Raw genomic sequence first — 19641 nt, forward strand, 5'->3', positions numbered from 1 at the left:
TTGCATATGCAAATAGCAAGCTTCATTTGCATATGCAAATAAAAAAGGGACAGCCCGCGTGACCGGACACACGACACTGCATCTCGCCCAGGCGCTGCTGCCCGAGGGCTTCGCCGAGAATGTCACGCTGACGCTCGATCATGGAGTGATCATGTCGGTTGCGGCAGGGCAGGCGGCTCCTGCGGGGGCGACGCGGCTCGCCGGGCTCGCGCTTCCCGGGCTGCCCAACCTGCACAGCCACACTTTCCAGCGCGGCATGGCGGGCCTCGCCGAGCGCCGCGGCGCTTCCGAGGATTCGTTCTGGACCTGGCGTGAGGTGATGTACCGCTTCCTCGATCGCTTGAGCCCCGACGACGTCCAGGCGATTGCGGCGCAGGCCATGGTCGAGATGCTGGAAGGCGGCTTCACCGCGCTCGCTGAGTTCCACTACCTCCACCACGACAAGGACGGCGCCGCCTATGCCGACATCGCCACCATGGGCGGGGCGATCGCGGCGGCTGCCCAGGAGACCGGCATCGGCCTGACTCTGCTGCCGGTGCTCTATCGCTACGGCAATTTCGGCAAGGCGCCGGCCGCTGCCGGCCAGCGCCGCTTCCTCAATGATCGCGACGCCTATGCGCGCCTGATCGAGGGCAGCGAGAAGTCGGTCGCCGGCTTGCCCGATGCCCGCGTCGGCATGGCGCCGCATTCGTTGCGCGCGGTGGCGCTCGAAGACCTGAACTGGGTTGCCGAGCTGCGTTCAGGCGTGCCTTTGCACATCCATGTCGCCGAGCAGACCCGCGAGGTCGAGGACAGCCTCGCCATCACCGGCCGCCGGCCCGTCGAGCTTCTGATGCAGAACACGGCGGTGAACGAGCGCTGGTGCCTGATCCACGCCACCCATCTCAGCGATGCCGAGCGCGACGCCATGGCGCTCTCGGGCGCGGTCGCGGGTCTCTGCCCGATCACCGAGGCCAATCTCGGCGACGGCATCTTCGACGGCGTGCGCTACCGGGCGAAGGGCGGGCGCATCGGCGTCGGCAGCGATTCCAATGTCGAGATCGGTGCCGGCGGCGAGTTGCGCGTGCTCGAATATTCGCAGCGCCTGCGCGACCGGCGGCGCGCGCTCTGGGCGGAACCCGGCGTCTCGGCGGGCTTGAGGCTCTGGCAGGATGCCTGCGCCGGCGGCGCCCAGGCCTGCGGCCGCAGCATCGGTGCGATTGCCGTCGGCCATCGCGCCGATCTCGTCACGCTCGATGGCGAGCATCCCGCGATCGTCGGCAAGGGCGGCGACTTCGCCCTCGACAGCGCGATCTTCGCCGCCCCGGCCTTGCCGGTCGCGGAGGTGATCGTCGGTGGAAAGCCTGTGGTCAGTGGCGGCCGGCACATTGACCGCGCCCGCATCGCTGCCCGCTATGGCCAGGTGATCCGTAATCTCCTCGCCTAAGTCAGGGAGCCATGTCAGCTACTCAGATCGACGCCGTGACGCTGGATGGAGCCGGGCCGCTCTATGACCAGATCCGCCGCGCCATCCGCGATCTGATCCTCGCTGGCACCTGGCCGCCGGGGACGTCGGTACCGCCCGAGCATGCGCTGATGGAGAAGCTCGGCGCCTCGCGCATGACCGTGCACCGGGCGCTGGCGCAGCTCGCTCGCGAGGGGTTGATCCTGCGTCGGCGCCGCTCGGGCACGGTGGTGGCGAGTCCTCCGGCGAGCCACGCCATGCTCGACATCCTCTCGATCCCCGAGGAGGTCGAAGAACTCGGGCAGGCCTACAGCTATCGCATCCTGCAGCGGCGCGATGGCAAGGCCCCTCGCGAAGTCGCCGCCCGCTTCGAGCTCGGCCGCTCGGCCAACGTCACCCATCTTACTCTCCTGCACTTCGCCGATGGTGCGCCACATGTGCTGGAGGATCGGGTGATCCATATCGCGACCATTCCGCAGATCGTCGACGAGAGCTTCGCGCAGACGCCGCCGGGCGACTGGCTGCTGCAGAACAGCCTGTGGACGCAGGCCGAGCACGCGATCAGCGCCATAGCGGCCGAGCCGGACGAAGCGGAGTTGCTGAAGATCGAGGCAGGCTCGCCCTGCCTGCTGGTCGAACGCCGAACCTGGAACCAGTCCGAGCCGATCACCGCCGTGCGGCTGCTCTATCCCGGCGGCCGCCACCGCTTCGTCGGCCGCTTCGGGCCTTACGGGGCGGTCTGAGAACCGCTGCCGTCATTGCGAGCGCAAAAAAGCAATACAGGCGGACACGGAGTTCCGTGGCCGCCTGTATTGTTCTGTCGTTCATGCTTCTCGCAACGGCGCTGGAAGCTCAGCAGGCGTAGCGGATACGCCGGCCCCATTCGTCGCGATCATAGCAGACCTGGTTCGGAGACGTTGCATTGCCGATGATCGCGCCGCCAGCGCCGCCGATCGCGGCGCCCGCCAGCGCGCCGCCGGCGCGGCCGGTCGCAGCGCCGCCGATCAGGGCGCCGGCACCGGCGCCGATCAGCGCGCCGGTCGCGGTTCTTTCCTCGCGGGGCGTACAGGCACCGAGCGCGGTCACGGCGGCGGCGACAAGGAGGAGTTTCTTCATCGTCATCGGGCGTTTCCTTTCCTTGGTGGCGAGGACCGACCGCTCCATGACGCGGCGTGCAAGAGCGAGCTTGCGAAGGCTGTCGGCATGTCCTCGTAGTGGTCGTGCTGCAGGCACGGAATGCGGCAACGCCGCACTGGCGCTGGTCTGCCGCCTGAAGCGCGCCGCCTGAAGCTGCGCGCTCGATCCACCCTCAAACCGCGCTCGCCGGCGTTTGTTCCGTGTGCCGGCCGATTGCGCCTTTCGCTGCGTGTTTCGGCAGCTCGGGAATAGGCCTTATGGCCCTTGCCACGGTGACGTGATTTTTTGTCGCTCCCGCCGGGAACCCGGCCGCTTCCGCGGGGTTGATGGAACGAGCCGGCCCACGCCGGCCCGTCAGATATGCATGGAGGGACCGATGAGCGCTACGATGACCGCAGCCTCTCACGCCGCCAACCCGCTGATCGCCGGTGCGCGTGTCGCCGGCACCGATGTCTACAATTCCGCCAGCGAGCATCTCGGCTCGATCTATGACGTCATGCTCGACAAGGCGACGGGCAAGGTCGCCTATGCGATCATGTCCTTCGGCGGCTTCCTCGGCCTCGGCGAGAAATACCATCCGATTCCGTGGAGCATGCTCGACTACGATGTCGAGAAGGGCGGCTATGTCGTGCCGCTCACCCGGGAGAAGCTGGAGGCGGCCCCGATGTACGGGGCGGACGGCGAGCCGGACTGGCATGACAAGGAGTACGGCAAGCGCGTGCACGACTATTACGGCACCATGCCCTACTGGATGATGTGAGAGCGCGCCGCAGGGCCTGCGTTCCACACAAAGGCGCAATTCGCGGCGGTCGCTATCCCCCCAGCCGGATCGTCGTGATTGCGTGGTGCGGGTCGAAAGACCCGCACCTTTTTTATGCGCTCAGGCTGATGAGGAGCGGGGAACTTCGGCCGGCTCCGCGCGTCATTGAGCGCCGGCTGGGAGCGCTCCCGCCGCGGCGGGGAAACTCTCTTGTTGCAGCGCCGAGGTCATCATGCACATCCGCTACGGCTACCGGATCGAGATCGTCTGCGAGCAGCCGACCGCCTTGCTCACCCTGCTCGACGTGCATCCCTCGCGCCGGCACGATCTGATCCGCCCCGACGAGATGCACGTCACCCCGCTCCGCGGCCCGGGCAGGCCGATTCCGTTGAGCCAGCATCTCGATCCGTTCGGCAACATCTGCCGCCGCCTCGTCGCGCCGGCGGGCGGGGTGCGGATCGTCTGCGAAGGCCTCGTCCATGACAGGGGCGAGCCTGATGGCGTCGACCTCGCCGCGGTCCAGGTCGCTCCGGCCGATTTGCCGGACGACGTCCTGCCCTATCTGCTGGGCAGCCGCTATTGCGAGACCGATCGACTCGCCGACACCGCCTGGAGCCTGTTTGGCCAGATCGAGCCCGGCTGGGCCCGCGTCGAGGCCGTGACCCGGTTCGTCCACAACCATGTCAGTTTTGGCTACGCCTTTGCGCGCGACACGCGGACCGCAGCCGAGACCTTCAACGAGCGCATCGGGGTCTGCCGGGACTTCGCCCATCTAGCGATCGCGCTGTGCCGGTGCCTCAATATCCCGGCGCGATACTGCAACGGCTATCTCGGCGATATCGGCGTCGAGCCCGATCCGGCGCCGATGGATTTCAATGCCTGGTTCGAGGTCTGGCTCGGCGGGCGCTGGCATACGTTCGACGCCCGGCACAACCAGCGGCGCATCGGCCGGATCGTCATCGCTCGCGGTCGCGACGCCACCGATGTGCCGATGCTGACCTCCTTCGGCCCGCATTCGCTGCGGCGCTTCGAGGTGATCACCGAGGAAGTCGCCAACGAACCCTCGCACGCCGCCGTTCGCCTTGTTCCCGCCAGAAGGGACGCCCATATCGCCGCCTGACATGGCGAAACCGTCAGACCCGTTGCTGGAGCTCGAAACGCAAGCGCAGCCGCGCTGTTTCCGCGTCATCGCCAATGCGCGCGCCGGGGCGGTGCTGGAGGCGGGCGCGGAAAGCTTCGCGCGCCGTATCGAGGCGGCCTTCGATGCGGCGGGTTGCCGAGCTGAGGTTGAGCTCGTGCCCCCACGTCAGCTGCAGGAGCGCCTACGGGCGGCTATTGCTGACGAGGCCGTGACGACCGTGGTTGCTGGCGGTGACGGCAGCATCAACGGCGCGCTGCCGGTGTTGGTCGGCTGCAAGCGGCCCGTGGGAGTGCTGCCGCTCGGAACGGTCAACGTGCTCGGCCGCGATCTCGGCCTCACCGGCACGCTCGAAGAGCAGATCGCGGCGGTCTGCACAGGCGAACCGGTCGCGATGGATCTGGGCAGCGTCAACGGCCGGCTGTTTCACTCGATTTCCGGCATGGGCTTCTTCAGCCTGATGGCGCGCGAGCGCGAATATGCCCGCCGGCGCTTTCCGTTCAGCCGTCTCGTCGCTTTCCTGTTCGCGGCGACACGGTCGATCCTGTTCACCCGCTCGATCCGCATCGAGATGGAGATCGCCGGCGAGCGCCGCCAGGTCGAGGCTGACGCTGTGCTCGTCACCGTCAACCAGTTCGACGGCGCCGAGTGGCGCCGCAGCCGTCTCGACGGCGGCGAGTTCGAGGTCCATATCCTCGATACCGGTGGTTTGCTGTCGCGCAGCAAGGCTGCCTTCTCGATGCTGACGGGCGGCTGGCGCAAGTCACCGCATCTGGTTTCGTTGACCGGCACGTCCGTGACGATCAACCGTCGTGACAAGCGCCGCGGCCATGTCACCTTCGATGGCGAGGTCGAGCGTGGTGCCAGCCCGTTCGTCTATCGTCTGCTGCCGGGTGCGCTGCGGGTGATCGCGGCACAGCCGGTCGAGTCCGGGCCGCATCCGGCCGAGCACATGTTCCCGTCATGAGGCGTTCGATGTTTCTCCTCCAGCCGCGCTTCATCCTGCCTGTCGCGGCGGCATTCGGTTTCGTCGGGCTGGCCTTCTATGCGGTCTCCGACGGCAGCGCTTCGCTCGACAGCGCCCTGGTCATGCTGTTCCGCGATCCGGCCAACCCATCGCTGCCGATCGGCCCGGCCTGGTTCCGCGAGATGATGCGCGACCTGACGGCGCTCGGCAGCTTCATCGGCCTCGGCATCGCGACCGTGATCGCGATGCTGACTTTGCGTCTCTGCGGCCATCGCACGCTTGCATTCGGCCTGGTGCTCAACATCCTGGCCGCGGTGGTGGCGAGCACCCTGCTCAAGATCGGCATTGGCCGCGAGCGGCCGGATATCGTCGAGCATGCCGCCTTGACCTTCACGGCGAGCTTCCCGAGTGGTCATGCCTTCCTTGCGGCGGTGGTGCTGCTCAGCATCGCCAGTTTCGCCGGCATCGCCGCGCGCCGCGCCGACATTGCCCGGCTCTGCCTGTGGGTGGCCTGGACGCTGATCATCGCGATCGGCGTGAGCCGGATTTATCTCGGTGTGCATTGGCCGAGCGACGTGCTCGGCGGCTGGTGCCTCGGAGTGGCCTGGTCCAGCCTCGCCACCTTCCTCATCGGCGGTCTGGCAGCGCGCACGGAAGCGAGCCTTTCGGGCGTCGCCGGTGGTGCGAAGTCGAGCTGAGAGCCCCCTCACGCTGCCTGGAGCGCTTCCTCGACGACGCGGTCGCGGCCGGCCCGCTTGGCCCGATAGAGCGCATCGTCGGCCTGCTTCAGCCATTGCTGCAGGGAACAGCCGGGCTTGGGGGTGCCCCATACGAGGCCGATGCTGACCGTCAATGCCAGCGGCTCCTGCCCCTCGACGGGGACGCGCAGCCGGGCGCAGCCTTCGCGCAGCCGCTCCGCCAGAGCGAGCACCGCCGGTTGCGTCAGACCGGGAACCAGGATCGCGAATTCCTCGCCGCCGATCCGCCCGAACAGATCAGTCCGCCGCAGCAGCTCCGAGATGCGCCCGCTCAGGGTCACCAGCACCTCGTCCCCGATCGCATGGCCATGCTCGTCGTTGATCAGCTTGAAGCGGTCGACATCGAGCATGAGCAGCGCCAGCGGACGGCTCTCGGCGAGGTTCTGCGCCAGCGCAGCTTCGCTGCGCGCGAGGAAGGCGCGGCGCGACAGCGTCCGGGTCAGGACGTCCTGGTTGGCGGCGAGATCGAGCTCGCGCAGCAGGCGCGAGCGGGCGGCATTGATCGCCGCCACCATGATCGGCCCGAGCGAGAACAGGGCGACGCCGAAGCGATGCGAGGTGAGCGCGGCGGCATATTCGGCGGTGCCCGGCGTCAGCGCCGCCAGCAGCACCGTGCTCTGCCAGAGGCCGAGCCCGAAGGTCAGGAGCGCAGTCGGGAAGACGCCGTAGCTCAACGCGCACCAGAGGATCGCAGGAACCGGAATCGCGATCGCGCTCATGCCGCCGAACGCCGTGGCGACGAGGATCGAGGCGAGCAGGGTGGCTCCCGGAAGGACCGCCTTCGGCCGCCATGTGCTCGGCGCGGCGTGCGTGGCCAGCTGTTTGGCCATCTCGGCAAGCGGCGGCGCGGTCAGGACCATCGGCAGGACCACGAGATTGCTGGAGAACTCGCTGGTCAGGAAGAACTCGAAGGCCTGCATCGGCGGCTGGCCGAAATAGACGACGAGGCAGCCGCTGCCGACGATGGCGGCTGACGCTGCGGCGGCGAAGGCAATCAGCAGCAGGAACAGCAGCGATTGCGGTCGTTCGAGCTGGCGATCCATGCCGGCGACGCGCTGGAACAGCAGATGCCCGACGAAGGCGTTGGTGAGATTGCCCGCCGTCAGCCAGAGCGTGATGCCGATGCCGCCGCCCATCGCGAAGTCGGCGGCGAGATATCCGGCTGCCGCGCCCGCCCAGCCGAGCGGTCCGGCCCAGCCGGGATTGCGCACCATCACGCCCATCAGCAGGGCGTTGGCCGGCCAGAAGGTCGAGAGAAAGCCGAGCGGGCGGGTGAGATGGCCGAACAGCGCGGCCGCGAAGACGATCCCTGCCACCAATATTGCTGCACGCCAGGGGAGCAAACGGGATGGCGTTGCCTGCTCCTGGTTGCGGGTGGGCGAAGAAAGGAAGTTGCGAGCAAGCTTCATTGCCGTCGGAGCAAAGCAGACAAAGGTGAAGGCAAGCTGAAATGGCGCACGCAAAACTGCGCCGAACCGTCTCTCCAAGGCCAGCCGCTGGCTTGCTGCCGGGGTCTGGTCGCAGGCGAGGCGTCAGCTCTCGAACGCGAGTGCGAGATGCTGCTCTGCCCGGGAGCTCACGGAGCAGAGCCTGGAGGTCGCGTCCGCATCGATCATCAGCGCGATCCTGTCCGGGATCTTCGCTGTGCTGATAACATGGACCACCGCTGTGCCCGGCGAGAGCTGCCGCACCGTGCATTTGACGACCGTACGGCTGTTGTTGAAGACGATACGCCCGGCCTTGAGGATGCTCCGGCCTTGGGCGAACTCCTTGGCCAATGCCGGTTGGCCGGCTTCGCCCGCTGCGGATCCCATCTTGGCGGCCAGCGACAGACGCCTCAATTCCAGGACTTCCATCGCTAGAGCGCCGAGATCGGCCAGGATCTCCTGGTCGCGCGGGCCGAAGTTTCGAGGCTGCGGATCGATGGCGCACAAGGTCCCGATCGCGTGTCCGTTGGGGCATCGGAGCGGGATGCCGGCGTAGAAGCGGACATGCGGCTCGCCAGTCACGAACGGGTTGTCTCGAAACCGCTCATCGGCAACGGCGTCGGTCACGATCAGCGAGGCCGGCTGCTGGATTGCGATATTGCAGAATGCCGGCCCTCGGTCGGTTTCGCAGGTCGCCATGCCTTGCTGTGATTTGAACCATTGGCGATGGCCGTCGATGAAGCTGATGGTCGACATCGACACGCCGAAGATGCGCTTGGTCAGGCGGGTCAGGCGATCGAAGGTTTCCTCGGGCGGTGTGTCGAGCACGTCATAACGCGCGAGCGCATCGAGACGCGCCTGTTCGCGTATCGTATCGAAGCCCGGAGATCGATAGGGTGGCGATGTCTGCACGCCGGCATCTCACACCGCAAAGCTTACAATTCGGCAAAAGCACTCGGTTCAAAATCCGTTCGAAATGCCTCTGTCCAGCCGTCGCATGCGCTCATGGCGGAGCGCGCATCGCCATTCATCGGGTCTATTCGCATGGCCTTGCCGATCTAAACCGGTTAAGACCGGGGCCTCCTTCGGTAGGTAAGTGGTCAAGCACGAGGTTTTGCGATGAATGCTCCCTTCAAGAACCTGATCGCCGGCGAATGGGCCGGCTCGCAGAACGCTTCGCGCAACATCAACCCCTCCAACACCAACGATGTCGTCGGCGAGTATTCGCAGGGGTCCGTCGAGGACCTGAACAATGCGGTCGCCGCCGCCAAGGCCGCCTTCCCGGCCTGGAGCCGCACCACCCCGCAGGAGCGCTACGAGATCCTGAAGAAGGCCTCAGACGAGATCCTCGCCCGCAAGGAAGAACTCGGAAAGCTGCTCTCGCGCGAGGAAGGCAAGACCCTGCCGGAAGGCATCGGCGAGGCGACCAGAGCCGGCCAGATCTTTGCCTTCTTCGCCGGCGAGTGCCTGCGTCTGAACGGCGAGAGCATCCCCTCCGTGCGCCCCGGCGTCGGCGTCGAGGTCACCCGCGAGCCGGTCGGCATCATTGGCATGATCACGCCCTGGAACTTCCCGATCGCGATCCCGGCCTGGAAGATCGCCCCGGCGCTCGCCTACGGCAATTGCGTCGTGATCAAGCCGGCCGATCTCGTGCCCGGCTCGGCCTGGGCGCTGGTCGACATCATCCAGCGTGCCGGCCTGCCCAAGGGCGCGCTCAACCTGGTGATGGGCCGCGGCTCGGTCGTCGGCCAGGCGCTGCTCGAGCACAAGGATGTGCACGCGATCAGCTTCACCGGCTCGGTCTCGACCGGCCGCAAGGTCGCCGCCGCTTGCATCGCCGGCAACCCGATGAAGAAGGTCCAGCTCGAGATGGGCGGCAAGAACCCGCTCGTCGTGCTCGATGACGCCGATCTCAAGGTCGCCGTCGAATGCGCGGTCCAGGGCGCCTTCTTCTCGACCGGCCAGCGCTGCACGGCCTCTTCGCGCCTGATCGTCCAGGCCGGCATCCATGACCGTTTCGTCGAAGCCTGCATCGAGCGTCTGAAGGGCGTCACTGTCGACGACGCGCTGAAGGCCGGCACCACGATCGGCCCGGTGGTTGACCAGAGCCAGCTCGACCAGAACCTGAAATACATCCAGATCGCCCGCGACGAGGGCGGCAAGCTCGCCTTCGGCGGTGAGCTCTTGAAGCGCGACACCCCCGGCTTCTACCTCGCGCCGGCGCTGTTCACCGAGACGACCAACGCCATGCGCATCTCGCGCGAGGAGGTGTTCGGCCCGGTCGCCAACGTCGTCCGCGTCAAGGATTACGAGGAGGCGCTCGCCATCGCCAACGACACCGAGTTCGGTCTTTCCTCGGGCATCTGCACGACCTCGCTGAAGCATGCGACGCACTTCAAGCGCAATGCCGAGGCCGGCATGGTGATGGTCAATCTCGCCACCGCCGGCGTCGATTACCATGTGCCGTTCGGCGGCCGGAAGGGCTCCAGCTACGGCCCGCGCGAGCAGGGCGCCTATGCCCGCGAGTTCTACACCACGGTGAAGACCTCCTACACGCTCGCCTGAGGCGGGACGTCATCCAAACAATCGGGGCCGCGCCGCAAGCGCGGCCCTTTTCATTTGGCTCTCAATTCAGCCGAACAGCGCCTGTTCCAGCGTGGCGATGCTCGGCAGCAGCAGATGGCTGAGCGGGCGCAGGGTCTCGGCGCTGCCGGCACCGGTCAGCACGGCGATGCGATAGCCCGCGCCGGCTGCTGCGGCCATGTGCATGTCATGGCTGGAATCACCGACGACGGCGACGGTTTCGGCCGGGAGACCCGCCGCGCGGCAGAAGCCGTCGACCATGCCGCGCCCCGGCTTGGCGCCATGGCCGGAATCATAGCCGCACAGGAAAGCCAGGTGGGGCTCGAGACCGAAGCGTTCCGCCGTCGCCGCCACGGCCGCCTCGCTGTCGCTGGAGGCGATGCCGAGGATGAGCCCGCGGCCGGTGAGACCGGTGAACAGCGCGGCGAGATCGCAGACCGGCACCGCCGCGACGACCGCGGACCGAAAGAGCGTATCGAGCCGATCGGTCAACTCCGCCATGCCGAACGGAGCGCCAGCCTCGACCCAGGCCTGTGCGACGTCTTCGGTATTGCCGGAGGCGAGCAGCCCGTCGGAGGTGGCGTAACCGGTCGCGGGATCGACGCCGGCGACCGTCAGCAGCCGCGCCGCCAGCTCGGCATCGCCGCGAGCGGCGAGCCTGCCGGCGCCGAGATTGGTCGGCGCCCAGCTCGCCTGGTAGTCGATCAGCGTGCCGTCCTTGTCGAACAGCACGCCGCGGATGGAGGGACGTGTCATCGCGTCACCGGCAATCATATGACGGGGATGACATCGACCTTGACGTCGAGCTTCTGGTTGCCGGGCCCGACCAGCACGCCGTCGAGCGGCGAGACGTCGGCATAGTCGCGTCCGGTCGCGGTGACGATGTGGTCGTCGGCGACGACGAGGTCGTTGGTCGGGTCGAGCCCGATCCAGCCGGTCTCCGGCCCGCACCAGAGCATGATCCAGGCATGGGTGGCGTCGGCGCCCTCCAGCCTCGGCTGGCCCGTCGGCGGGATGGTGCGCAGATAGCCGCTGACATAGGCGGCGGGCAGGCCGAGGCCCCTCAAGCCCGCGATCATGATATGCGCGAAATCCTGGCAGACGCCGTGGCGATTGGCGAAGGCTTCGCGGATCGGGGTCGAGACCTCGGTCGCTTCGGGATCGTAGGTGAAATCCTTGCGGATGCGGGCCATCAACTCGCTCGCCGCCTCGAAGACCGGCCGCTTCGCCGCAAAGCTCCTGCGGGCGTAGCCGGTGATCTCCGATACGGTCGGCGCCAGCCGGCTGGGGTAGAGATATTGGGCCGGGGAATCCGGAGAAAGGCTCTGCGCCCGCAATGCGAGTTCGGCGACATCCTCCCAGCCCCGCGTCAGGGCGGGGAAGGGTGCGATCGCCCGTGTCACCTCGACCCGCGAGGTCATCTCGATCTTGAGCTCACGATGCGGCTTGGCGATGGTCAGTGTCGTCGTGTGATTGCCGAAGAAGCAGACACCGTCCCGCCGCTCGGCGCTGCGCGGCGTCACCGAGAGGCCGCTCGTCAGCACACGCTGGCCAACGCCGTCACGCGGCAACACCCGCAGGATGCAGCGCGCGAACGGGACCGGCCGGCTATAGGCGTAAGCCGTGAGATGGCGAATGTCGTAGATCACGCTGCGTCCATCACGCCAATCGCGTCATCCCCGACCGTTCCGGCCTGGAGTTCTGCAGGAAATAGCGCTCGGCCACCGCATTGGAGAGACCCATCAGCAATTGCTCGAAATAGAGGATGCCGGTGCGGTCGAGCCGGCTGGCCTCGGCGGTCCGGCTTTCGGCGGCGAGCTTGAGCGCGAGCCGGCGCGGCTCCTCCAGCATGCCGTCATCGTTGAGGCTGGGCAGTGCTGCGATCTCGGCATCGAGCTGCTCGATCTGGAAAGCCACGGAGCGCGGGTTATAGGGGTCGAGCATGACGAGATCGAGAACCGGTTGCAGCGCCGCGCCGAGCATGTAGCGCGAGCGATAGGTGATCTGCGAGTCCGTCAGATCGAGCAGCGCATCGAGGCTGTTGCCGGGCGCGTCGTTCTCGACGAAATGGCGGGCGAAGCGGCAGGTGGTGACACCGCGCTCGATCCGCCGGCCGATGTCGAGGAAGCGCCAGCCGGCGCCGCGCACCATGTTCTCCTGCGACAGGCCCGAGAAGGCGGCGAGCGATTTCAGCCCGGTGTCGGCGATCTCGAAGGCCTCGCCCGCGCTGGTCGGCTTGCCGGGATCGGCGAGCTGGCGTTGCAGGTCGCCGAACAGCCGCCAGGCATCGACCGAAAGCCGCTCGCGGATCACGGAGGCGGTGCGTCTGGCTTCGCGGACGGAGGCAGCCGCCGAGCCGTACTGGTCGAGATCGTGCAAAGCGGAGCGGGCCTGCGCCGCGACGGAGCGGGCCTTGGTCGCCGTCGGCGCCGCGCCCCAGGCGACGAGCAGGTTGGCGAGCCGCTTGATCGTCTCGGCATGGCCGGGCGCCTGGTCGTCGGCGTTGATCAGGCGTCCGAGCAGGGCGCGGACAAGCCGCAGCGTCGCCTCGCTGCGCTCCAGATAGCGTCCGAGCCAGAACAGGTTGTCGGCGGCGCGGCTCGGCAGGATGCCGACGATGCGGCGGATGCCGATCCGGTCCGGGCTCGGTAGCAGCGTCACCTGCTCGACCGGCTGGTCGGAGGTCACCCAGACATCGCTGGAGCGCACGCCTGAGCGCATCGTCACGGCGCGTGCATCGCATTCCTCGGAGATCCGGCAGAAGCCGCCGGGCATCACCTGCCAGCCATCGGGCGTTGCGGCGGCGAAGACGCGTAGCGTCATCGGCCGCGGCTCCAGCCGCCCGCCTTGCATCACCGGCATCGTCGAGAGATTGACCACCTCCTGCCCGACATAGTCGAGCCCGCGCTCGACGATGCGGGCGCGCAGCGCCTCGCGCTCGGCCTTGTCGAGATCGGCGACCAGCACGGTGCCGCCGTCGAGCCCGTCGCCGGGTGCGCGGAAAGCGGCGGAGACGCTCATCTCGCCGAGCCGGTCGAGCACGATGCCACGTTCGCGCGGCTGGCCGCACCACCAGGTCGCGATGTTCGGCAGGATCAGATCCTCGCCGAGGACATCCCGCGCGAGGCGCGGCATGAAGCCCATCAGCGCCCGCGCCTCGACCACGCCGGAGCCGAGCCCGTTGGCGACGACGACGTTCTCGGCCCGCACCGACTCGACCAGTCCGGGCACGCCGAGCGCCGAGGCGGCATTGAGTTCGAGAGGGTCGGCGAAGTCGCCGTCGATGCGCCGCCAGATGATGTCGGCGCGCTTGAAGCCGGCGATGGTGCGCACATGCACCAGCCCGTCGCGCATGACGAGATCGCCGCCCTCGACCAGCAGGAAGCCGAGATAGCGGGCTAGATAGGCCTGCTCGAAATAGCTTTCGTGCATCTGGCCCGGCGTCAGCAGGCAGATGCGCGGCTCGACCCGCCGGGCGCGCGAGACGAGCCCGGCGCGAAAGCCCTGGAAGAAGCCGGCGAGCCGCTCGACATTCATGGTCCGGAACAGGTCCGGGAAGGCGCGGCCGAGAGCGAGCCGGTTCTCCAGCGCATAGCCCGCGCCCGAGGGCGCCTGGGTGCGGTCGTTCAGCACCCACCAGCGCCCGTCCGGGCCGCGGCCGAGATCGGCGGCGTAGATCTGGAGCTGCCCGGCGCCGGCCGTGCCTTGCACGGGCCTGAGATAATCGGGGCTGCCGGTGATGGCTGCGGCCGGCAATGCGCCCTCTGCAACCAGCTTGCCGGGTCCGTAGATGTCGCCGAGCACGGCGTCGAGCAGCTGTGCACGCTGGGCGACGCCGGCAGCAATCGTCTTCCACTCCTGCCCGGTGAGGACGAGCGGGGCATGATTGAGCGGCCAGGAGCGCTCGCCGGCGAGGGGATCGCTCTCGTCGAGGTCGCCATGGACGCGATAGGAGACGCCGGTGTCGCGCACATGGCGATCTGCGAGGCCGAAGCGGCGCTGCAATTCGTCGTTCGAAAGCGCCGACCATTCCGCCAGGAACGGCTCCCAATGCGGTCGGATCGAGCCGTCAGGCGCCATCAATTCGTCATAAGCGCCAGGCAGCGGCCTGTAGCCCCCAAGCAGGGCATTGCGGCGCTCGTTGCGCGTCCGCGTCGAACTCGATCGGCGCTGCAAAGCCATCCTTGACCTCAAACCCCCGGCGGGCGGCGCAGGTCGAGGGTCATCGGGAACTCCGGATTGCGCTCTTCTGCGGGAATCGCCAGCGAGCCGGGACTATGGCCGATCGCTTCGAAGCGGGCCAGCCTCCTGGCCTCCGCCTCGTAGGAATTCACAGGCGGTGTCTCGTAATTGCGCCCGCCGGGATGGGCGACATGGTAGACGCAGCCGCCGAGCGAGCGACCCGCCCATGTGTCGACGATGTCGAAGGTCAGCGGCGCGTGCACGGGAATCGTCGGATGCAGGCCGGAGGCCGGCTGCCAGGCCTTGAAGCGCAGGCCCGCGATGCTGGTTCCGGCGCCGATCTCGGTCAGTGGCAACGCCCGGCCATTGCAGGTGATCACATGCCGGCCGGGCGTCAGCCCGCTCGCCTTGACCTGCAAGCGCTCGACCGAGGAATCGACATAGCGGACGGTGCCACCGATCGCGCCTTCTTCACCCATGACGTGCCAGGGCTCCAGCGCCTGGCGCAGTTCCAGCTCGACGCCGCCCTGGTTGATCCTGCCGAAGAAGGGGAAGCGGAACTCGTGCTGCGCCGAGAACCAGGCTGGATCGAAGCGGTAACCGGCGCGCTCCAGATCGGCGAGCACGTCGCGGAAATCCTGCCAGACGATCTCCGGCAGCATGAAGCGGTCATGCAGGCTGGTGCCCCAGCGCACGAGCTTGCCGGCCTGCGGCTCGCGCCAGAACCAGGCGATCAGCGCCCGGATCAGCAGTTGCTGCGCCAGCGACATCCGCGCGTCCGGAGGCATCTCGAAGGAGCGGAACTCGATCAGCCCGAGCCGTCCGGTCGGCCCATCCGGCGAATAGAGCTTGTCGATGCAGATCTCGGTGCGGTGGGTGTTGCCGGAGACGTCGATCAGGAGGTTGCGGTAGAGCCGGTCGACCAGCCAGAGCGGGATCGCCGGATCCTGCGGGCCGGGCGTCTGCGCCAGCGCGATCTCGAGCTCGTAGAGCTGGTCGTGCCGGGCCTCGTCGATGCGCGGCGCCTGGCTGGTCGGGCCAATGAACAGGCCGGAGAACAGGTAGGACAGCGACGGATGGCGCTGCCAGTAGAGCACGATGCTCTTGAGCAGGTCCGGCCGGCGCAGGAACGGGCTGTCGGCCGGCGTCACGCCGCCGAGCACGACATGGTTGCCGCCGCCGGTGCCGGTATGGCGGCCGTCGACCATGAACTTCTCGGCGCAGAGTCGTGATTGCCTGGCTTCCTCATAGACGCCGCGGGTGATCGAGACGGCCTGCGCCCAGTTCTTCGCCGGGTGGATGTTGACCTCGATCACGCCGGGATCGGGCGTGACCTTGATGACGTTGAGGCGCGGATCATGCGGCGGCGCATAACCCTCGATGTGGACAGGTTGGCCGGTGGCTTCGGCCGCTGCCTCGATGCTGGCGATCAGGTCGAGGTAATCCTCCAGCCGCTCGACCGGCGGCAGGAAGACGCAGAGCACGCCGTCGCGCACCTCGATGCTCAGCGCGGTGCGGACCGACTCGGCGCCAAGCTCCTGCTCGACGACGTCCTGGCGCGCGCTCTGCGGCTCGCCGCTTCCGGCGGGACGTGTCGGCTGGACCAGACCGGCGAAGGCAGGCGGCGGATCGGCGGCCCGCGGCGCGCCGGGCGAGCCGGCCGCCGCGGGCGGCAGCGGCCCGCGCGGCTCCAGCGGGTCTTGCGGGTGGATATGCGGATAGGCCTTTGCCGGGACATGTGGCAGCGATCCCAGCGGCAGCCGGAAGCCAACGGGTGAATCGCCTGGTACCAGGAAGAGCTTGCCGCGCCGGAGCTTCCATTTCTCCGAGCGCCAGCGCCGGTCGTCCGCCGCCGCCTGCCAGCGCTGCACCGGGATGACGTAGCCGCTCGGCTTGCCGAGCCCGCGGTCGAAGACGCGGACCATGCGGGCGCGCTCCTCCGGATCGGACAGCTTGGGGTCGAGCGGATCGACATTCTCCGGCAACTGGCCTTCCTTCACCAGCCAGTGGCCGGTGTCCTCATAGGCTGGCAGCACGTAATCGGGGCCAAGGCCGAGCCGCTCGGACAGCCCTGCAGCGAGTGTCTCGACCGCTGCCGAGGTTGGCACGACCTCATGCTCGCGATCGCTGCCGGTCTTCGCGCCGGGCTCACGAGCGATCAGCGCGGCGTTGCGCCAGATCGGCTCGCCATCCTCACGCCAGTAGAGGGCGAAGGCCCAGCGCGGCAGGCTCTCGCCCGGATACCATTTGCCCTGGCCGTAATGCAGCATGCCGCCCGGCGCGAAGCGTTCGCGCAGGCGCCGGATCAGCACGTCGGCGCGCTCGCGCTTGGTCGGCCCGACCGCCGCGGTGTTCCACTCCTCGCCGGTCTGGTCGTCGATGGAGACGAAGGTCGGCTCGCCGCCCATGGTCAGGCGGACGTCCTGCGCCTGCAGGTCGGCCTCGACCCGCTCCCCGAGCGCGTCGAGCTCGGTCCAGGAGGCGTCCGAGAAGGGCAGGGTGATGCGCGGCACTTCATGCACACGCGTCACGCTCATGTCGAAGGCGAACTGGGTTTCGGCATAGCTCGCCAGGCCACTGACCGGGGCGGCCGAGCGATAATGCGGCGTCGCTGCCAGCGGCAGGTGGCCCTCGCCGGTGAGCAGGCCCGAGGTCGGGTCGAGCCCGATCCAGCCGGCGCCGGGAATGTAGACCTCGGCCCAGGCGTGCAGGTCGGTGAAGTCCTTGTCGGTGCCGCGCGGTCCCTCCAGCGGATCGATGTCCGCCTTCATCTGGATCAGGTAGCCTGAGACGAAGCGGGCGGCGAGGCCGAGATGGCGCAGGATCTGGACCAGCAGCCAGGAGGTGTCGCGGCAGGAGCCGGAGCCGAGCTGGAGCGTCTGCTCCGGTTCCTGCACGCCGGGCTCCATCCGGATGCCATAGGCGATCAGGCGCTGGAGGCGGGCGTTGAGATCGACGACGAAGTTGACGGTGTTGGTCTTTTCGCGCGGGATCGTGGCGAGGAATGCCGCGAGCAGCGGCCCGGCCTCCTCCTTGACCAGATAGGGCGCGAGCTCGTCGCTCAATTCTTCGGGATAGGCGAAGGGGAATTCCTCGGCCTCGGCCGCGACGAAGAAGTCGAACGGGTTGATGATCGAGAGCTCGGTGACGAGGTCGACCTCGATGCGGAACTCGGTGACCGGCTCGGGGAAGACATAGCGCGCCAGCCAGTTGCCGTTCGGATCCTGCTGCCAGTTCACGAAATGCTCTGCCGGCGTGACCTTGAGCGAATAGCTCTTCACCGCCGAGCGGCAATGCGGCGCCGGCCTCAGGCGGATGATCTGCGGGCCGAGCGTGACCGGGCGGTCATAGCGATAATGGGTCAGGTGGTGCAGTGCGGCGATGATGGCCAAGAGCGCGGACCCTGCTGTGCCATGGACCGGCCGGACTGGCCGCTGTCATCACGATAGCGGCAGAAGAGAGAGGGGCAAGCCGGTTCTTGCGCAGAAATGCGACGCCAATTCAGGCTGTTGCGCAACAAGCGTGCAAGCGATGGCGGTTTGTACGGAAGCCGTTCGGCGCCGGCTGGACATCCGCCACGATCTGGCCACAGAGTGCGCCCCAACGGGCGCCCTGGGAGTGCCCGCAGACAGCACAATGGGGATTTCCATGCGTCATGTTGCAAAACTGATGGCGGCTTCCGCCTTCGCCGCTTTGCTGGCGAGCGCCGCCCAGGCCCAGACGCCCAAAGACACCATCGTCATGGCCAAGCAGATCGACGACATCATCTCGCTCGATCCGGCCGAGGCCTTCGAGTTCTCCGGCGTCGAGGTCGTCACCAATCTCTACGACAAGCTGATCAACGTCGATCTCAAGAACAACAACGCCCTGATCGGCGATCTCGCCCAGAGCTGGACCGTCAGCCCGGACCAGTTGACCTACACCTTCAAGCTCCGGCCGGGCGTCAAGTTCCACTCCGGCAATCCGCTCACAGCCGCCGACGTGGTCTATTCCTTCCAGCGCGCGGTGACGCTGAACAAGTCGCCGGGCTTCATCCTCACCCAGTTTGGCCTGAACAAGGATACCGTCCTCGACAAGGTCAAGGCGGTCGACGACAACACCGTCACGGTCACCGTCTCCAAGCCATTCGCGCCGAGCTTCTTCCTGAACTGCCTGACCTCGGGCGTCGCCTCGATCGTCGATTCCAAACTGGTCAAGGCGAACGAGAAGGATGGCGACTGGGGCAATGGCTGGTTGAAGCTCGCCTCGGCCGGTTCCGGCGCCTACAAGGTTCGCGCCTATCGCCCGAACGAGCAATATGCGCTCGACGCCAATGAGGGCTGGTACAAGGGTGCCCCGAAGACCAAGCGCATCATCGTCCGCCATGTCGCGGAGGCGGCCTCGCAGCGGTTGCTCGTCGAAAAGGGCGATGTCGACATCGCTCGCGAGCTCTCGCGTGACCAGCTCGTCGCCGTCAGCAACAATCCCAATCTGGAGTTCGTGCAGGGCGAGAAGGGCTATATTTTCTATCTCGGCCTCAATCAGAAGAACCAGTATCTCGCCAAGCCTGAAGTGCGCGAGGCCCTGAAATGGCTGGTCGACTATGAAGGGATCGAACGCAATATCGTCGAGCGGCGCTACAAGCAGCACGAGGCGTTCCTGCCCTCGGGCTTCCTCGGCGCGATCAGCGACAAGCCCTACAAATTCGATCTCGCCAAGGCTAAGGAACTGCTCGCCAAGGCTGGGCTGCCGAACGGCTTCTCGGTGACGATGGATGTGCGCTCGATCAATCCGTGGACGGATATCGCGCAGGCCTTGCAGGCGAGTTGGGCGCAAGCCGGCATCAAGCTCGAGATCATCCCCGGCGACGGCAAGCAGACCCTGACCAAATATCGCGCTCGCACCCACGACATCTATATCGGCGAATGGGGGCCTGACTATCTCGACCCGCACACCAATGCCGAGACCTTCGCCATCAACGAGAACAATGGTGAGGACGCCAAGTCGAAGACGCTGGCCTGGCGCAACACCTGGGACATCCCGGAGATGACCAAGGTCACCCAGGCCAATGTGCTGGAGAACGACACTGCCAAGCGCGCCGCCGTCTATGGCGATTTGCAGCGCGAGCACCAGAAGGTCTCGCCCTTCGTCATCATGTTCCAGAAAATTGAAGTCTCGACCCAACGCAAGAACGTCTCCAACTGGGTGATCGGACCGAGCTCCGACACCAATTTCTACGCCCCGATCACCAAGAACTGAGGCATCC

Annotated in this window: 15 protein-coding genes; 8 read left to right on the forward strand and 7 right to left on the reverse strand. The window is 67.2% G+C overall.

Translation table 11 applies throughout. The features are described 5' to 3' along the window. The first annotated feature begins 58 nt into the window (after positions 1 to 58). Together VGV58_RS06200 and hutC are read left to right on the forward strand one after the other, a co-directional pair. Positions 59 to 1426 carry a formimidoylglutamate deiminase gene (locus tag VGV58_RS06200; protein ID WP_326873097.1) on the forward strand — a complete coding sequence of 456 codons (1368 nt, stop codon included), beginning with the start codon at positions 59 to 61 and terminating at the stop codon, positions 1424 to 1426. Positions 1427 to 1437: 11 nt separating this feature from the next. Beyond that, positions 1438 to 2187, forward strand: coding sequence for a histidine utilization repressor (gene hutC / locus VGV58_RS06205; protein ID WP_326873098.1), 750 nt, complete (start codon positions 1438 to 1440; stop codon positions 2185 to 2187). Between the two features lie 109 nt (positions 2188 to 2296). Here the strand turns inward: hutC and VGV58_RS06210 are convergent, their stop codons facing one another. Next, positions 2297 to 2566 carry a glycine zipper domain-containing protein gene (locus VGV58_RS06210; protein ID WP_326873099.1) on the reverse strand — a complete coding sequence of 90 codons (270 nt, stop codon included), beginning with the start codon at positions 2564 to 2566 and terminating at the stop codon, positions 2297 to 2299. Between the two features lie 403 nt (positions 2567 to 2969). Between VGV58_RS06210 and VGV58_RS06215 the strand changes: the two genes are divergently transcribed. The 4 genes from VGV58_RS06215 to VGV58_RS06230 all read left to right on the forward strand — a co-directional run bounded on the left by VGV58_RS06215 (position 2970) and on the right by VGV58_RS06230 (position 6144). Then, the gene (locus VGV58_RS06215) at positions 2970 to 3341 is read left to right on the forward strand and encodes a PRC-barrel domain-containing protein (protein ID WP_326873100.1); all 372 of its coding nucleotides are present in this window, start codon (positions 2970 to 2972) and stop codon (positions 3339 to 3341) included. A 232-nt stretch (positions 3342 to 3573) separates the two neighbouring features. After that, positions 3574 to 4461 (forward strand): transglutaminase-like domain-containing protein, encoded by an 888-nt coding sequence (locus tag VGV58_RS06220; RefSeq protein WP_326873101.1) that lies wholly within the window; start codon positions 3574 to 3576, stop codon positions 4459 to 4461. Position 4462: 1 nt separating this feature from the next. Further along, positions 4463 to 5446: a diacylglycerol/lipid kinase family protein gene (locus VGV58_RS06225; protein ID WP_326873102.1), complete on the forward strand. Its 984-nt coding sequence runs from the start codon at positions 4463 to 4465 to the stop codon at positions 5444 to 5446. 8 nt (positions 5447 to 5454) lie between these two features. Continuing rightward, the gene (locus VGV58_RS06230) at positions 5455 to 6144 is read left to right on the forward strand and encodes a phosphatase PAP2 family protein (protein ID WP_326873103.1); all 690 of its coding nucleotides are present in this window, start codon (positions 5455 to 5457) and stop codon (positions 6142 to 6144) included. A gap of 8 nt (positions 6145 to 6152) precedes the next feature. Here the strand turns inward: VGV58_RS06230 and VGV58_RS06235 are convergent, their stop codons facing one another. Continuing rightward, positions 6153 to 7520 carry a GGDEF domain-containing protein gene (locus tag VGV58_RS06235; protein ID WP_326873104.1) on the reverse strand — a complete coding sequence of 456 codons (1368 nt, stop codon included), beginning with the start codon at positions 7518 to 7520 and terminating at the stop codon, positions 6153 to 6155. Positions 7521 to 7736: 216 nt separating this feature from the next. Continuing rightward, positions 7737 to 8459 (reverse strand): GAF domain-containing protein, encoded by a 723-nt coding sequence (locus VGV58_RS06240; RefSeq protein ID WP_326873105.1) that lies wholly within the window; start codon positions 8457 to 8459, stop codon positions 7737 to 7739. A gap of 291 nt (positions 8460 to 8750) precedes the next feature. Here VGV58_RS06240 and VGV58_RS06245 point away from each other — a divergent pair, with 291 nt between their 5' ends. Beyond that, a complete protein-coding gene (locus VGV58_RS06245) occupies positions 8751 to 10196 on the forward strand; it encodes an aldehyde dehydrogenase family protein (protein WP_326873106.1) in 1446 nt (481 codons plus the stop codon). 66 nt (positions 10197 to 10262) lie between these two features. Here the strand turns inward: VGV58_RS06245 and VGV58_RS06250 are convergent, their stop codons facing one another. Genes VGV58_RS06250 through VGV58_RS06265 form a run of 4 tightly spaced genes read right to left on the reverse strand, consistent with a single transcriptional unit; the run spans position 10263 to position 17788 of the window. Continuing rightward, positions 10263 to 10970 carry an HAD family hydrolase gene (locus VGV58_RS06250; RefSeq protein ID WP_326873107.1) on the reverse strand — a complete coding sequence of 236 codons (708 nt, stop codon included), beginning with the start codon at positions 10968 to 10970 and terminating at the stop codon, positions 10263 to 10265. 14 nt (positions 10971 to 10984) lie between these two features. Further along, entirely contained in the window at positions 10985 to 11863 is an 879-nt protein-coding gene (locus tag VGV58_RS06255; protein ID WP_326873109.1) for a transglutaminase family protein, read from the reverse strand. Positions 11864 to 11873: 10 nt separating this feature from the next. After that, on the reverse strand, positions 11874 to 14396 hold the full coding sequence (locus VGV58_RS06260) for a circularly permuted type 2 ATP-grasp protein (protein ID WP_326873111.1): 2523 nt from the start codon (positions 14394 to 14396) through the stop codon (positions 11874 to 11876). Positions 14397 to 14404: 8 nt separating this feature from the next. Next, positions 14405 to 17788, reverse strand: a complete 3384-nt coding sequence (locus VGV58_RS06265) for a transglutaminase family protein (protein WP_326873112.1) — start codon at positions 17786 to 17788, stop codon at positions 14405 to 14407. Between the two features lie 256 nt (positions 17789 to 18044). On the opposite strand from VGV58_RS06265, the gene VGV58_RS06270 reads away from it, so the two are divergent. Next, positions 18045 to 19634: an ABC transporter substrate-binding protein gene (locus VGV58_RS06270; protein ID WP_326873113.1), complete on the forward strand. Its 1590-nt coding sequence runs from the start codon at positions 18045 to 18047 to the stop codon at positions 19632 to 19634. The last annotated feature ends 7 nt before the right edge of the window (positions 19635 to 19641 follow it).

This window comes from Allobosea sp. (genome assembly GCF_035944895.1).
Lineage (GTDB): Bacteria > Pseudomonadota > Alphaproteobacteria > Rhizobiales > Beijerinckiaceae > Allobosea.

Coding starts and splice junctions, on each gene's coding strand:
- VGV58_RS06270 (WP_326873113.1), top strand. CDS start 18,045: ATGCGTCATGTTGCAAAACTGATGGCGGCTTCCGCCTTCGCCGCTTTG.
- VGV58_RS06220 (WP_326873101.1), top strand. CDS start 3,574: ATGCACATCCGCTACGGCTACCGGATCGAGATCGTCTGCGAGCAGCCG.
- VGV58_RS06245 (WP_326873106.1), top strand. CDS start 8,751: ATGAATGCTCCCTTCAAGAACCTGATCGCCGGCGAATGGGCCGGCTCG.
- VGV58_RS06210 (WP_326873099.1), bottom strand. CDS start 2,566: ATGACGATGAAGAAACTCCTCCTTGTCGCCGCCGCCGTGACCGCGCTC.
- hutC (WP_326873098.1), top strand. CDS start 1,438: ATGTCAGCTACTCAGATCGACGCCGTGACGCTGGATGGAGCCGGGCCG.
- VGV58_RS06260 (WP_326873111.1), bottom strand. CDS start 14,396: ATGGCTTTGCAGCGCCGATCGAGTTCGACGCGGACGCGCAACGAGCGC.
- VGV58_RS06230 (WP_326873103.1), top strand. CDS start 5,455: ATGTTTCTCCTCCAGCCGCGCTTCATCCTGCCTGTCGCGGCGGCATTC.
- VGV58_RS06250 (WP_326873107.1), bottom strand. CDS start 10,970: ATGACACGTCCCTCCATCCGCGGCGTGCTGTTCGACAAGGACGGCACG.
- VGV58_RS06225 (WP_326873102.1), top strand. CDS start 4,463: ATGGCGAAACCGTCAGACCCGTTGCTGGAGCTCGAAACGCAAGCGCAG.
- VGV58_RS06215 (WP_326873100.1), top strand. CDS start 2,970: ATGACCGCAGCCTCTCACGCCGCCAACCCGCTGATCGCCGGTGCGCGT.